This window comes from Paenibacillus sp. FSL R10-2771, assembly GCF_038000205.1.
GTDB classification, from domain to species: domain Bacteria; phylum Bacillota; class Bacilli; order Paenibacillales; family Paenibacillaceae; genus Paenibacillus_AQ; species Paenibacillus_AQ phytohabitans.
Genome location: NZ_JBBOBM010000001.1, coordinates 5713198 through 5728169, shown reverse-complemented (window position 1 = coordinate 5728169; position 14972 = coordinate 5713198). Strand labels below are relative to the sequence as shown.

The window sequence follows — 14972 nt, the reverse complement described above, 5'->3', positions numbered from 1 at the left end:
CTCTAAGGTGATTATGTGAATTAGGAGCTGAAGCAGATGAAGATTGGAGTAGTATCGGATACACATCTCTCAAGCAGGGCCAAGGGGCTGCCCTCCGTGCTTATGGAAGAATTCAGCAAGGTGGATATGATTCTGCATCTGGGCGATTGGGTATCGCTGGAGATCTACGATCTGCTGGCCGGGCTTGCTCCGGTAGAGGGGATTGCCGGCAATAACGACGGATATGAGATTATTCAGCGCTTCGGAGAGAGCAAGATCGTTACGCTGGAAGGCATGCGTATCGGGATGATTCACGGACATGCGCCGTATTCCCGTAAGGGGACGGATGGAAATGCGCTGCTGGCCTTTGAAGGACAGGATGTAGACTGTATTCTTTTTGGCCATTCCCATCAGCCGCTGATGCGCCGGGAGAACGGTATTCTGCTGTTCAACCCAGGCTCGCCTACGGACAAACGCCGGGAGAAGCAGTATTCCTTCGGACTGATGGACATTGAAGACGGGAAGATCACAGCCCGTCATGTCTTTTATGACTCCAAGGAATAAAGGAAGCTGGTAGAAGGAGGGGAGCAGCTATGTTGAATTACCGTTTTGAACGGGCGGAGCTTGCAGATGTAGAGGAGCTTGCTCCACTCTTTGACGAATACCGCAGCTTTTATGGGCAGGCTCCGGACCCGGAGGCTGCCCGGGAGTTCCTGGCGGCGAGGCTGCAGAATGAGGAATCCGTTATTTTTATGGCCGTTGCCGGTGAGGGTGCAGAACGCCGCACGTATGGCCTGGCACAGCTGTACCCTTCCTTCTCCTCCATTACAGTTCAGCCCGTATGGATTCTGAACGATCTGTTTGTGACGGAGGAGCAGCGCGGGCATGGACTTGGCTCACTGCTGCTTGAAGGCGTGCGCGGATTTGCGCAGGGTACTGGTGCGAAGGGACTGACGCTTTCAACGCTGACGCATAATACCGGCGCACAGCGTTTGTATGAAGCCCAAGGCTACATCCGGGACGAGAGCTTTTTCACTTATCATTTATATTTCTAAAGATATAGTTAGGGGAGTTTACGTGGAGACAAGCAATAAGCTAGCCGTGTTTTTTGATCTGGATGATACGTTGTACGACCATTTGGTGCCTTTCCGGGAAGCGGTGCGCGAGGTGCTGGCGCCAGACGAAGACAAGCTGGATTATGCGGAGCTGTTCTACACCGTCAGGCATCACAGTGATTTACTATGGCCGAAATATCTGCGCGGGGAGCTTGAGCTGGAGGAGACCCGGGTGATGCGGCTGGAGCTGGCTTTTGCCGAATATGGCCTGCCCTTGAACCGGGAGCAGGCAACCAGAGTTCAGGCCTCCTATATTGCCCGCCAGTATACGATCGGGATGATCGAAGGCGTGGCGGAGCAGCTTCAGCGCTTTATTAGCCTGGGGCATCCGGTAGGCATTATCACCAACGGCCCGCTGGAGCACCAGATGGGCAAGCTGCGCGGGCTGGGTATAGATAAGCTCATTCCGCAGGAGATGATCTTCATCTCGGATGCTGTCGGTCTGGCTAAGCCCGACCCGGCCATCTTCGCCCATGTCAATAAGATGACGGGAACTGCACCTGAGAACAGCCTCTATGTAGGTGATACATGGGCTAATGATGTGGTCGGTGCGCTTGCGGCAGGCTGGAAGGTATGCTGGTACAACCCGCGCGGCCGGCAGCCGGGTGGAGATCACACGCCAAGCTATATTTTCACCAATTATAAGGAGTTCAGTGAGCTGCCGCTGGTATGACAAAAAAGGTGCCCTCCCCCAAAGGAAGGCACCTTTTCTGCTTGCATACGATGCTGCACATCCATCACTGCGCGGTATCAATCAGCGAAGCTGTACGTAGGATCGGTCAGATTCAGCCGTTCTCTCAGCGAAGAGGTGGCATAAATCTTGTTGTCGTCTGTGATGAAGAAGGCATCGACCTTCTCCGGGAGCGCTTCTAGATACTTCATGCCGTCTTCGAGACCCATCAGGAATACACCGGTTGACAGGGCATCCGCATCTGTTGCGTTCGGACTCATAATGGTAATGCTCTTCAGCCCGTTCTGGGACGGGAAGCCCGTCCGCGGGTCCAGAATATGATGGTAACGCACACCGTCCTGCATGAAGAAACGTTCGTATACCCCGGATGCATCAATAACCTCGTCAGAGATTTTGATTGTACCCAGCTGGGTACCGCGGCTCTGATCGGGGTCCTGCAGGCCGATATTCCACGGCGAGCCGTTCGGCTTGTTGCCAAGCGCAATAATACTGCTGCCGCCGAGATTGATCATCGCACTGTCCAGACCTTGCGCCTTGAGATAGTCGGCGATCCGGTCAGCGGCATACCCTTTGCCGATCCCGCCCATATCCAGCACCATGCCTTCTTTGGCCAGCTTCACCGTCTTCGCGGCATCATCCACAATAACATCCTTGTAATTGGTCAGGCTGCGGGCTTTATCAATCGCTGCCTGATCGGGAACATGCTCTCCGCCTTCACCGATTGCCCAGAGGTCAACGAGCGGTCCAACAGTCGGATCATATAGCCCGTCCATTTCTTCGGCATATTTGAGGGAAAGCTTCACGATATCTAGCGTTTCGTCGGATACGGCTACGGCTTCTTTACCGGCTGCCTGATTCACAGCGTATAATTCCCCGTTCTCCTTGGTGCGGCTGAACTCGATGTCCATCCGTTCCAGCATCGCCTGAATATCATCCATATTCTTCTGCTCTACAGTATCACCGAAGACCTTGATATTCACGACCGTATCATAAATATAAAACGTCTGTTCCAGGGACTTCGTATCGCCATCTTTTGTGACCGTTGCACCGCCGGGGGTTTCAGTAGTTGTGCTGTCTTTTCCATTGTTGCCCACCAAGAGCCAGATGCCCACAGCTGCGACGATAACAATGACGAGAGCGGCCAGAATAACGCCGGATTTCTTGTTCTTAAACATATTCCACCATCCATAAAGTTAGTTTCTTGATCACATCTTTATTATCATACCCCAGAAAGAATGGCAAGGGATACTAATTTCATGACATTTTGTGCAGAAGAGCAGCTTGCAGAACGGAAGCGGATTGAAACTTTTATCAAAAAGTTGTCTTCTTCCCGGGGACATGGTAAATTGATTTGTGACTTAGTGACCAAAAATTAAATTCAGTCAATTTATGGTCGTACAGAAAGAAAGGAGTTTTACTATGTCCATTGACCGCAAGGCTTTGATCCTGCAGGCAGCGACCCTGTCCTTTGTACAATTTGGCTATAAAGCTACGACTATGGATCAGGTATCCAGAATCGCCAATGTGGGCAAAGGCACGATCTATACTTTTTTCAAAACCAAAGAAGAGCTGTTTGAGGAAATTCTGGACAAGGCTTCGCAGGAATTAATGTCGGTGATGAACCGTGTAGCGGCGGAACAAACGACCTTTGTGCATAATTTGCTTAATCTGCTGGATTCCATTCTGGAATTCCGGTCTGATCATGAGCTATTTGTGAAGCTCGCCCAGGAGGTGCGGGACATCGGAACAGCCCAGGCGCTGGAAGGTGTTAAGCGGATGGAGGCATACGCGCTGGATTTCTTGAGACAGCAGATTGAGGAAGCCATCGGCAGCGGTGAAGTGAAGCCCTGTGATTCCAGTGTTGCGGCATTTATGATTCTGCGAATGTACCTGGCGCTCACCACGGAATGGAACAAATCCCATGAGCCGCTGGACAAAAACCGGATTAAAGAGCATATGATCCTATTCATTTCTACAGGGATTTTACTATAGTATGGTGGACAAACTAGAGAATTATTGTAATAACTTAACAAAGTCCGTCTTTCCCGGTTGAGCGTAGTCCGCCTCCCGTCTATAATGAGAGCGTCTTCATATATACCGGAAAGCGAGCTGATCCAAGTGAAGGGCAATAACATTGATTTTACCGGCGGCAGATTGGAAGGTCCGGCGGCCCCCAAAGATCCGGAGGAGAGAAGAAGCGGCTTCTTCGTCATGTTCGAAACAGCGATCGAGGCGACAGCCAGAGCGGAGGGCAGTCCATCCCAGGAAGTGTATCTGGAAGGCAATTATCTGACGGATAAGGCAAGATACATAGGCGGGATTACGGATGAGGGGATGCTGGCGCTTCTGACAACCTGGGCGGGGTTCCGTGAACTGGTGCATAGCATCGGGGTGTCCGTGAAGACCGGTACCGGCAGTGAAGGGGGAACGGTCTCCTTTCTTATGCAGAACTGGGGCAGAAGCAGCAAGTATGAGACAGGAACGCAGCTGCGTGTCCCCTGTCCGGGGGACGGGACGGAGGTATTGCTGAAGCTGGAGGAGGTCATGTGGTCCGGGGACGATGTAAGTCCCGGCAAATTCGCTTTTGAATTTGGCCGTGAAGGAGAGCTGGCAACGGCGAGTATTATTTTCTATTTGAATGATGGCTATACTGCGCCAGAAGCTACAATGGAAGCTCCGGTTGACTTCGGTTCACTGGAATACCGCGCAATGATTGCTAAGTCTCTGCTGCATTCGGGCAATAATTACCGGCTCAGAACAGCAATAGACAAGGCAATTAAGGGTGAGGATGTCACCATTGCTTATATTGGAGGATCCATCACCCAGGGTGCAGGGGCTAAGCCGACCCACACCGGATGTTATGCCTACCAGTCTTATTTGCAGTTCAAGGAGCTGTTCGGTAAGGACGGTGGAGAGAATATCCATTATGTGAAAGCCGGAGTAGGCGGGACGCCTTCTGAGCTTGGAGTAATCCGTTATGAAAGAGATATTCTGCGGGAGGGTGCGGTAACGCCGGATATCGTGGTGGTGGAATTTGCAGTGAATGACGAGGGTGATGAAACGAAGGGCAATTGCTTCGAGAGCCTTTGTCTAAAAATCCTGTCTGACCCGGCCCGGCCCGCCATGATTCTGCTGTTCAGTGTGTTTGTGAATGACTGGAACCTTCAGGAACGGCTCGCTCCTGTGGGCAGGCACTATAACCTCCCGATGGTCAGCATCAAAGATGCGGTAACCGGACAATTCCGTCTGAGCAAGACTGAGGGGAACGTCATATCGAAACGGCAATTTTTCTACGATATTTATCATCCTGCTAATGACGGACACCGGGTAATGGCAGACTGTCTGGGTTATTTATTCTCCGAGACCTGCCGGTCGCTCCGGGACGAAGAGGATATTACAACCGCTAAACGGCCGGTTCTCGGAAATGATTACGCGAATATACGGCTGCTTGACCGCAAGAGCCTGACTGGTCTCAGTGATATCGGAGTGGAAGCTGGCGGTTTCGGGGCGACCGACACGGATTTGCAGCGGGTAGAGCTGGATGCCGATCCCTTCGGCACCCCGGAATTTCCGCATAACTGGCTGCATACGGCAGCATCCGGTGAGGATAGCTTCAGGATGACCCTCACCAGCAGCAATCTGATCCTCGTATACAAGGATTCGGGCAGCCCTGAGTTTGGCAGAGCAGATATCTTCGTCGATGGCAGCCTTGTGCTGACTGCTGATCCGCATGTGAACAGCTGGACGCACTGCAATCCGGTCATTCTGTACCAGAATGAGCAGAGTCAGCAGCATGTCATTGAGATCCGCATGGCGAAGGAAGATAAGGACAAATGCTTTACGATACTGGGCTTCGGTTATACAGTGTGATGGTTTAAGAACTGGCACACAACAGGACTGAAGAAGTGAGTTCATTCAAACAATGCAGCAACTTATGTATTCAGTCCAAGTGGAAATTCAGTGATAGTTGTATTATGTACAATTAAAACCTGCGAAAAGGGTTGTTTCCGTCTTATAACTGCAGTCTGTACAACTAAATCCGCCCGAATCGGACAGAACCCTCTACAACCGGCATTTTAATTGCACGAAATACAACTAAACGGATAATGGGTTGGTAAACAGATGATTTAGTTGTACAAAGTACAATTAAGCATATCGGATACCGTAATCCGATCACTGTAATCCGGTCACCGCAAACCTTCAGTAGTGGCGGAGGAGAATTTTGGAACTGTAGGACGACAGCGTCCGCCTTTGTCTGCGGATTTCCACCGCGAACAGCGGGTTAAATTCAAGAAATCGGCAGACGGGCAGCGGCCGGAGGGTTAAACATTCTCTGGAGTCACGGCAATCCCATAATAGAAAAAATACAAGTTCAATCTATATAGGTTGAATCTGGCGCTGCTATTCCAGCATAAATTCCCTGTATTTATCCTTGCGGGGGTTCAGTACGAAGAGAATTCCGCTGGCATAGCCCGAGACGGCATTGAAATTCCGCTTGAGGGTAGCCTTGCCGGTTAAATAGGTCAGTGTCCACAGCAATGCGGCATAATTCTTCACCGGTGCCTTGCGCAGATTAAGCAAATAATAATGATTCACTGCAGTAGCCCGGGCCACCCGGCCTGCCTTATCGCGGGAGCTGGGAGATTCATGATGCATAATCTTCATCTCCGGGTTGATGACAAGCTTGCCGTATCTGCTGGCCAGATGGCACATATAGATATCGTCAGCCACCGCGTAGCTGGTCATCCAGGGGTAAGGCTTCATATCCTGCAGCGCAGACGTCCGGAAGGACATATTGCAGCCATGGAAGAAATCCGTCTCGAAAATATTCTCGGTCTCCCCCCACAGCAGCAGGGAGCCTGCCAGTGTGCTTGCCGACAGCCTGCCGGGTGAAGCCGACATCTGGCAGGTCAGCCTGCCGAGCAGTTTGCCGGACTTGCTGCTGGAGAGGCCCTTGGCGATGCCGCCAACTCCGGCAATGGACGGGTCCGAAGCGTAGGTGTCCAGCATCCGGCGGATGTAGAGCGGATCATCCAGCTCGGCATCGTCATCGAAGCTGAGCAGAATCTCACCGTCGATAAGCCCCAGGGCTTCATAGCGGGAGAGCCAGACGCCGGGTTTGGTTTTGCGGTAATAGCGCAGCTCGGCTTGAGGCATACGCCCCAGTACCTTGCGGAAATACTCCAGCACTTTCTCCTCAATCTCGCCGTCATCCACAATCAGCAATTCAATTGAAACATCCTCCAGCTCTGTCTGCCTGCCGATGGATTCAATGCACAGGGTCAGATCGCTGATCCGGTTGCGTGTAGGAATTACTATAGACAGATCATGCATACCGCTGACTCCTCCCGGGACGTCCTAGACTGTCCGCTTTAATTTTAGATTACAATGCACCGAAAGTACGTGTTGATCTAATTTTACTCCCCCTTTTGTAGGCCGTATATACCACTTTGGTTTACTTTTATTTAGTACAGTTGCGCTTATAATAGAATTAATTTCAGAATGTATATGCTTTCAAAACCTAAGCGGATGCTTTCGAAGCAGGTTTTGTACGAAGTATCATCTGAAGAAGTAAAGTTAACAAAACTTTTAGGAGGGGACGTTATGCATGTCGGGATCTTTATGCATACCAATTACTTTGAAGATTTCTTCGTAAAGGGTCTGGGTCTCAGTGAAGAGGAATATGTACATTCGTATCATAACGATTTTTCTTTCGACTATGCGCGTCTTCTGCAAACCAAGGGGATCCGCACGACCATCTACAATTTCACCAGGATTGGGAGTGAGGTCCGCACCTATCAGCACGGAATCGTGGATTGTACGATTAAGTTTATCCCGGTGGGCATGCTGTATAAATGGTATTCCGTCATTCCCTTGTCCCACCGGACACCGATCGGCAAATTCGTATCACAATATATATCCACGATTCAGAGAGACCTGTGTGATATTCTGCGGGGAGACGGAGTCAGCCTGATTTATGCCCAGGAATATGCTTCCGGACGGTTTGAGCGGCTGGCTGCCGCTGCGAAGAAGCTGAGCATCCCGATCATTGCCGCTTACCACGGGGGCAGCATCCATAAGTGGATTCTGCCGATCAAGAAGCATACGCTTCATAAGGCAGCATTCATGACTACGCTTAACGAAGATGAGCAGAACAGCATGGTGCGCCACTTTCCGCATCTGGAGGGGCGGATCCGGCTGCTGCCGAATTTCGTGAATTCGGCGATCTTTTACCGGCGGGATAAGGATGAGGCGATAGCCGCATTGGGGCTGGACCCCGGCTGCAGATATATCATTACCGTTGGACGGCTGTTTGAGCATCAGAAGGGCCATTCGCTGCTGGTGCAGGCCATGGAGCAGCTGAAGCAGCACCCTGACCTTAGAATATTGGTTGCCGGCGGCGGTCCGGATGAACAGAGTCTGAAGGATCTGATCCGGGCCAAGGGGCTGGAGGACCGCTTCATCATGCTCGGTACAATCCGCAACAAGGATATGTTGGCCAGCTATTACAGCGTCTCTGAGCTGTTTGTGCTGCCTTCGCGTTATGAAGGATTGCCGCTGGTTATCCTGGAAGCGGGAGCCTGCGGTCTTCCAACCGTTGCTTTTAATGTGATGGGGGTCAGAGGTCTGGTACGCCACGGGGAGAGCGGACTGCTTGCTGAAGGGCTTGACCCGGCTCAACTAGCTGCATCCCTGGATCAGCTGCTCGGCAATCCTGATATGTGCCGGGAGATGGGGGCAGCAGCGCTGCAGATCGTCCGTTCCGAATATTCGGAAGAGATTATCGGAGCCAGACTCTACAATCTGCTTCAGGAGAGCTTGGGGCTTGATCCGTCCGTACCGCTCTTCGGTGACGGGTATGCTCCGGAGTTAACGTCTCCCTTGTAGACCGCTGTCTTATTGTTGTGCCGTTGTGACTGAGGCCGCGGCTGCCGGAATACGGCGGATGGTCACTCCTCTAATTGGCGAACCCGTTGCAGATCCGATGCTCTGCGACTACATAGAAGCCTATAGCTGCTGTATACCTGGATAGAGGCCGATAGAGGCTATACAGGCATACAGCAGCTTGTTGCGGAACGGGGCGATTATTTTGGGATAGCTGCCGCATATATAAACAGACCCGCTATAAGCAAGCATCCAATCTGCGGATGATCACCCCGGAATCCTCTCTGAACAATGGAACGCCTCCCTAAATACATCTGCGGACTTGATATGGAATTCACCTGCCGTCTAATCACCAATTAGTCAATGTAATGATCCATAAGCACCGGTACAACGCCATCTGCATCCCGGCAGAAAGTTTGTTTGTAATTTTCGGTTTTTAACTATATAATAGTAAGTGACATGTAAGACTCGTCAATTGTAGGACAGCGTTGCATCCAATACATTTCAGGAGGAATTCCCATGAGAATAGATATATGGTCCGATTATGCCTGCCCGTTCTGCTATATCGGCAAAAGACGGCTGGAGCACGCCCTGAGCCAGTTCCCGGACCGTGACAAAGTGGAGGTCGTATTCCGCAGCTTCCAGCTGGATCCGAATGCGCGCACCGACGAAACGAGAGATATTCACGACATTTTGGCTGCCAAATACGGCATGACCCGTGACAAAGCTAAAGCTACCAACGCACAGCTCGCCGAACAAGCGCAGGGTGTGGGTCTTGAGTTCAACTTCGATACGGTCCAGTCGACCAATACGTTCGACGGTCACCGCTTAAGCCATTACGCGGCTACAAAGGGTAAAGCCCCGCAAATGACCGAACGGCTGCTGCGCGCGTATTTCACCGACTCGCTGAATCTCGGTGACCGCAAGGTACTGGCTGAGCTGGCCGCAGAGGTCGGACTAGATCAGGCTGAAACGGCTGCGGTGCTGGAGAGCGACGCTTATGCTGATCAGGTAAATGCAGATATTGATGCGGCCCGGCTGCTGAATATCACCGGCGTGCCGTTCTTCGTCTTCAACAACAAATACGCGGTGTCCGGCGCGCAGCCGGGTCCGGTATTCACCGAAGTCCTGGACACCGTATGGGCCGAAGAACAGAATGCTCCTGTGCTCCAGGTAGTCGGCAAGCCGCAGTCCAAGGCAGAAGATGCTGACGGCTGTGATGATGGCTCCTGCAGCATCTGATTCCGCTTAGGCAGACTGCACACAAATACCCCGCTGTATGGATTCTCTCCATGCAGCGGGGTATTTCGTTTACCTATTCCAGGCCTATAACAGTACTATCTGAACGAAGTCACAAGGCTCGATAACAGCGTGCGCACATCATGCTGGTATTCCTTGATCGGCTCCACCGGACGGTTAATGCCGAACAGGGTGTAGACAGCGATTCGGGCTGCACGGACGGAATATTCTTCCGTGAAAACCACATCGTCCGGGATTTCGCAATATTGGCCGACAAAGGCCAGGTTGGTGGAGCCTTCAGGCACAACCTGCGGCCGGTCGCTGTTCAGTCTTGGCATGAACTGGGACGTAATGTACGGCATCATGCAAGGAATGCAATTGGCAGTAGCCATGATCTCTTCCTTATGCGCCTCGAAATGGAGATGGCCAATCAGCTCCTGCATGATCTCTTCGCCGGTACAGTCGCACATTTTCTTGTGAACATAATCGCCGACCTTGTCCGGATACAGTCCGTAACCCCAGAATACCTTGACATGCTCCGGCTGGTTGCGGAAATGCGGCTGGAAGGCCAATACAACGGACATCAGCCAGCTGGAATCCTTGAAGGTCACGAGTGCTCCGGTGCCGGCCCGGTTGCGCGTGAAGTCTTCCATCAGGTCGAAGAACTTCGAGTCCTGGAAGGTAACCGTGAAGGATTCCCACTTGGACTCGTCCACATGATCGTCGAAAGACGAAGGATTGCCGAGACCCGGCTTCTTGGCGGCGATATTCTCCCACAGCTTCCACGAGCTGCCTTTGCCGTTCAGGCGCGGCGCCGAGGTCATCGAGCCGAGGCTGGAGCCTTCGGTCATCGAACCGTTGGTGATAATCACACGGTCGCCTTCGTTAATCTCGATCACGTCTTCCACGCCTTGGCGGGAGACCTTCATTTTCGTAACGGTAATGCCGTCGCCTTCTTTGAATTCCAGATCAGTTACCGTACATTTTAACGTGAAATCTACGCCAAGCGGTTCCAGATACTGGTGCAGCGGCAGAATAATCGAATCATATTGATTGTAAGGGGTGCGGGTTACGCCTTCGAGCGTCTGAATTCTCGGGAATTCATGAATGAAGCGGATCATATAGCGTTTCAGTTCAACCGCACTATGCCAAGGCTGGAAGGCGAAGGTAGTCGCCCACATATACCAGAAGTTGGTGGTGAAGAAATGCGGTCCGAACCAGTCGTTAATCCGTGCTTTACCCATTTTGGCCTCCGGAGTAATGATCAGCTTGCCGAGGGCCAGGCGGTCAGCCATATCGAAGCCCATCGAATTGACATCCTGAATCTCACCCTTGCTGTCGACCAGGCGCGCCTTGGAGCGGGTTGGATTGGCATCATCGAACTGGGTGATTTCTTCCCGCAGCGTCAGCCCCGGCTGGTCAATCGATGGAATCGTATTTAGAAGTTCCCATAGGTTCTCATAGGTTTCGTCGTTCAGCATCCGGCCGCCCCGGATCACATAGCCGTGCTCCTCATTGCCTGAGCCGTCATTGCTGCCGCCGAGGATCTTCATCTCTTCAATAATGTGAATGTTCTGTCCGGGAAAACCACAGTCTCTGACGAGGTATGCCGCACCCGCAAGTGATGCAATTCCGCCGCCGACAAAATACACCTGCTCGTTACCGTACTTTTTTTTCACTGATTGTCGCCTCCATAGGTTTGCTTGATTGCTGTACCTGAACCGAGTGTAATATAGCGCCGCTGTGGAAGGTATCATCAAAAGTCCGCGAGTGTATGAAATTTGGTCATATGGAGCAAAGTGTATAGTTTTTGGACAGGAAAATAACCCCAAAACATATTATTTCATTAAAAAAGCCGCAACCCGGAGGGTTACGGCATCGCCTGTTCATATTTATGCAGCGCCTTGAGGAAGTTCCCTTCGATCAGCACGCTGAGCTTCTCAATCATATGCTTCGGCTGATCCTTCATACCGTCGCGCATCCACTGAATCACAAGCCCGGTGAAGGCCAGCGTGTAGAAGTTAGCGATAAATTGCTTATCCTCCAGCCTGATATCCATCCCGGCGGCCAGCTCGTTAATGACTCCCATGATCAGATCATTAGTTACCTCATACAAGTAGGCGTCGAGGTGTGTCCGTCCCAGCGAGTCCAGCGTGTTGCAGCAGAAGGCTTTATTGCTCTCAATATAGCAGAAAATCCGGTGAAATCCGTCCGTCCACGTGCTGTAACTGCGGTACTGGGCAATGCTCTCAACCGCCTCAGTCTTATAGATCCAGCCCAGGAGGTCGAAGATATCCTGAAAATGATAATAAAAGGTCTGCCGGTTCACTCCGCAGTCGTCGACCAGATGCCTGACGGAGATTTTGTTCAGCGGAATATGTGCCATTAGCTCTTTCAGGGAGCGGGCGAGCGCATTTTTGGTCAGCAAGGAATTGGACATCAGGGTCATCAGCTCCTCTTGTAATCCTGTATAAGGGTAGAGTCCGGCCAGCAGAAGGCATCAGCGTTTGCGCAAATATTGAACAAGCAGTCGGCTGCCTTCCACAAGCAAACCCAGGACGAAACCACCCGCCGTGAACAGGAGAAAAGACAGAAAGCCCGCAAGATCCTCCCAGCCTGACATATCGCGGGAAGTGTAAATGAACATCAGGCTGATCCCGAGCACAACGCCTGCGGTCGAGAATATCCACACCAGCCGGGCGCCATACCAGCCGAAGCTGTTAATAATACCGGAGAGCACGATAGAAAGAGCAGCCCAGCGAAGTAAGATCAGAAGATCGAAACTCTCGCCGAGCAGCACGAACCGGTGCAGAATCAGCAGCAGCCATACAATCAGCGCATAACTGACATACCACCAGAGCCAGCGGCCCGTCCTTGCAGGAGGCAGAAAATTCATATGCAGTTCACCCCGCCTTAAGAATTATACCTCCTCCAGTTCCCCGGCGCTTTGCAGCAGGAACTTCAGAAGGTTCGGAATATCTTCCATCTGTTCTTCAGTGATTTGTCGCTTGAACTGCAGTTCTATGCAGTTATTGTACGTATCGCCTTCCTGGCCGTAGCGGAAGCTGAGGGACTGGACAGGCTGGAAATCCGGCCCCCAGATCGTAGACAGAATCTTCTCCGCCGCTGGACACTGCACATTCACATCGTCAATCTCCATATAAAAGCGTAATAGAAGAGTGCAACCGGGATCACTCCCCGGTGTTTCCATAATTTCGTCGCTCAGATCCTTCACCGAAGATTGCAGCATAATTTCGGAGGTTACATTATTGCCTTCAGTCAATTTGAAAGAGAGACTGAACTCCCGTGACATCAGCGCGAGGTTCAGCAAATCCGACCGGTCCGTCACGACAAGGATTCCATCCAGATTATCGTAGTCGTAGATCTGGTTCTCAAAAGCGATTTTAATATTGTCAAATACAGTAGGATGGAACAAGAGCGGCACCTTCTAACGTTTCTCTGTATTGTACCATGACGCGGAAAAGAGTGAAAATTAAGAAAACATAGTTGACAAGTAGGCATTATGTGAATAAGATGATTACCACAGTATGTGAGGTTTTTGTAAGAATTTTAAATAGTTTGGCAGAATTGTACATAGGGCAATCATAGTTGCTCACAAAAATCCAAAGGCGTCTTAAGCCGCCTATAAAGTGGGGTTTTCGCATTTGAATAGTTAGTTTTAGCTGCATTCATGGGGGATTTTATTTACAGACAAAGGGTTGTGAATGGTTATGAATTTGGATTGGGAGTTTATCGCCGAGAGCCTGCCGCTGTATGGTGACGCGATGTGGCTGACCTTGAAGCTGGCCTTCTGGGCCATTCTGTTCTCGCTGGTGCTGGGACTGATATTCAGCGTTATCCTGTATTACAAAGTGAAGGGCATCAGCTTCATTATTCAAGCTTATATCGAGCTGTCGAGGAATACCCCGCTGCTGGTACAGCTGTTCTTCCTATACTATGGCTTGCCTAAGGTCGGCCTTCGGATGAGTGAGGTCACATGTGCCATTGTCGGGCTGACCTTCCTGGGAGGCAGTTATATGACCGAGGCTTTCCGCGGCGGAATGGAAGCTGTAAGCAGGACACAGGTGGAGTCGGGACTTAGTATCGGATTATCCCGGACCCAGCTCGCCAGATATGTTATTCTTCCGCAGGCCTTTGCCATCAGCATTCCTTCACTGGGAGCGAATGTGATTTTTCTGCTCAAGGAGACCTCCATTGTCGGAGCAATCGCCTTAATGGATCTGATGAATGTGGCGAAGGATCTGATCGGCATGCATTACAAAACAGCGGAATCCCTGCTGCTGCTGGTGGCCGCTTATCTCATTCTGGTGCTTCCTCTGTCGGTTGTGCTGAGCTGGCTGGAAAGGAAGGTAAGATATGCAGAATTCGGGGATTGAGGTACTGTTTGAAGGCTCGAACTTCGAGCGTCTGCTCGGCGGTCTGCTGGTCACCATTGAAATTTCGTTTGTTTCCATTGTGATCGGGACGGTGCTGGGCATAGTGATGGGGCTGCTCCGGACGCTGAACGTGAAGCCGTTGCAGGCATTGCTACGTTTGTATCTGGAGGCCTTCCGGATCATACCGATTCTGGTCTGGCTCTACGTTGTGCATTTCAGCTTCACACCTCTATTAAATATCGACATTAGCGGTGAGACGACTTCCATTCTGGTGTTCAGCCTGTGGGGAGCGGCCGAGATTGGCGACATTGTGCGGGGGGCGCTGCAGTCCATGCCGAAGCATCAGGAGGAATCGGGTGCAGCGCTGGGACTCAGCCGGGGGCAGCTGTACCGGTATATTCTTATCCCTCAGGCTATCCGCAGAATGGTGCCTGGCGCAATTAACCTGGCGACACGGATGATCAAGACCACCTCGCTCGTTGTGCTGATTGGAGTGATAGAGGTTGTGAAGATCGGGCAGCAGATCATTGAGCTTGGGGTCATCAAAGCGCCAAACGCTTCGTTTTGGGTGTATGGTTTCATCTTTATCCTGTACTTTGCCGTATGTTTCCCGTTATCCCGTATTTCCCGGAGAGTGGAACGCAGATGGCAGAATTAGCCGTTAGG

The 14972-nt window shown here is 51.4% G+C and carries 14 protein-coding genes and 1 pseudogene; 9 read left to right on the top strand and 6 right to left on the bottom strand.

Annotated features, from left to right (window positions below; translation table 11 throughout):
• The first annotated feature begins 36 nt into the window (after positions 1-36).
• Genes NSU14_RS24330 through NSU14_RS24320 form a run of 3 tightly spaced genes read left to right on the top strand, consistent with a single transcriptional unit; the run spans position 37 to position 1767 of the window.
• Positions 37-543, top strand: coding sequence for a metallophosphoesterase family protein (locus tag NSU14_RS24330; RefSeq protein WP_171717644.1), 507 nt, complete (start codon positions 37-39; stop codon positions 541-543).
• A 29-nt stretch (positions 544-572) separates the two neighbouring features.
• Complete coding sequence (locus tag NSU14_RS24325) at positions 573-1034, top strand: GNAT family N-acetyltransferase (protein ID WP_340947516.1); 462 nt, start codon at positions 573-575, stop codon at positions 1032-1034.
• A 22-nt stretch (positions 1035-1056) separates the two neighbouring features.
• The gene (locus NSU14_RS24320) at positions 1057-1767 is read left to right on the top strand and encodes an HAD family hydrolase (protein WP_042134444.1); all 711 of its coding nucleotides are present in this window, start codon (positions 1057-1059) and stop codon (positions 1765-1767) included.
• Between the two features lie 77 nt (positions 1768-1844).
• On the opposite strand, the gene NSU14_RS24315 is transcribed toward NSU14_RS24320, so the two are convergent.
• A complete protein-coding gene (locus tag NSU14_RS24315; RefSeq protein WP_042134446.1) occupies positions 1845-2960 on the bottom strand; it encodes an FAD:protein FMN transferase in 1116 nt (371 codons plus the stop codon).
• A 244-nt stretch (positions 2961-3204) separates the two neighbouring features.
• Between NSU14_RS24315 and NSU14_RS24310 the strand changes: the two genes are divergently transcribed.
• Together NSU14_RS24310 and NSU14_RS24305 are read left to right on the top strand one after the other, a co-directional pair.
• Complete coding sequence (locus NSU14_RS24310) at positions 3205-3777, top strand: TetR/AcrR family transcriptional regulator (protein WP_039299874.1); 573 nt, start codon at positions 3205-3207, stop codon at positions 3775-3777.
• Positions 3778-3996: 219 nt separating this feature from the next.
• A complete protein-coding gene (locus tag NSU14_RS24305) occupies positions 3997-5655 on the top strand; it encodes an SGNH/GDSL hydrolase family protein (RefSeq protein ID WP_340948985.1) in 1659 nt (552 codons plus the stop codon).
• Between the two features lie 531 nt (positions 5656-6186).
• On the opposite strand, the gene NSU14_RS24300 is transcribed toward NSU14_RS24305, so the two are convergent.
• On the bottom strand, positions 6187-7119 hold the full coding sequence (locus tag NSU14_RS24300; protein WP_340947515.1) for a glycosyltransferase family 2 protein: 933 nt from the start codon (positions 7117-7119) through the stop codon (positions 6187-6189).
• Positions 7120-7389: 270 nt separating this feature from the next.
• On the opposite strand from NSU14_RS24300, the gene NSU14_RS24295 reads away from it, so the two are divergent.
• Complete coding sequence (locus NSU14_RS24295) at positions 7390-8673, top strand: glycosyltransferase family 4 protein (RefSeq protein WP_340947514.1); 1284 nt, start codon at positions 7390-7392, stop codon at positions 8671-8673.
• A 516-nt stretch (positions 8674-9189) separates the two neighbouring features.
• The gene (locus NSU14_RS24290) at positions 9190-9912 is read left to right on the top strand and encodes a DsbA family oxidoreductase (RefSeq protein ID WP_336102964.1); all 723 of its coding nucleotides are present in this window, start codon (positions 9190-9192) and stop codon (positions 9910-9912) included.
• A 95-nt stretch (positions 9913-10007) separates the two neighbouring features.
• Here the strand turns inward: NSU14_RS24290 and NSU14_RS24285 are convergent.
• The 4 genes and pseudogenes from NSU14_RS24285 to NSU14_RS24270 form a co-directional block, all read right to left on the bottom strand.
• A pseudogene (locus NSU14_RS24285) lies at positions 10008-11600 on the bottom strand (oleate hydratase); the annotation flags it as partial.
• 179 nt (positions 11601-11779) lie between these two features.
• Positions 11780-12349, bottom strand: coding sequence for a TetR-like C-terminal domain-containing protein (locus NSU14_RS24280; protein ID WP_042140838.1), 570 nt, complete (start codon positions 12347-12349; stop codon positions 11780-11782).
• A 60-nt stretch (positions 12350-12409) separates the two neighbouring features.
• Positions 12410-12805 (bottom strand): hypothetical protein, encoded by a 396-nt coding sequence (locus NSU14_RS24275; RefSeq protein WP_076242431.1) that lies wholly within the window; start codon positions 12803-12805, stop codon positions 12410-12412.
• 24 nt (positions 12806-12829) lie between these two features.
• A complete protein-coding gene (locus tag NSU14_RS24270; protein WP_305954179.1) occupies positions 12830-13354 on the bottom strand; it encodes a hypothetical protein in 525 nt (174 codons plus the stop codon).
• 286 nt (positions 13355-13640) lie between these two features.
• On the opposite strand from NSU14_RS24270, the gene NSU14_RS24265 reads away from it, so the two are divergent.
• Positions 13641-14306 (top strand): amino acid ABC transporter permease, encoded by a 666-nt coding sequence (locus NSU14_RS24265; RefSeq protein ID WP_042219065.1) that lies wholly within the window; start codon positions 13641-13643, stop codon positions 14304-14306.
• On the top strand, positions 14287-14964 hold the full coding sequence (locus NSU14_RS24260) for an amino acid ABC transporter permease (RefSeq protein WP_039299894.1): 678 nt from the start codon (positions 14287-14289) through the stop codon (positions 14962-14964). Before NSU14_RS24265 ends, NSU14_RS24260 begins: the two co-directional genes overlap by 20 nt.
• Positions 14965-14972 lie beyond the last annotated feature (8 nt).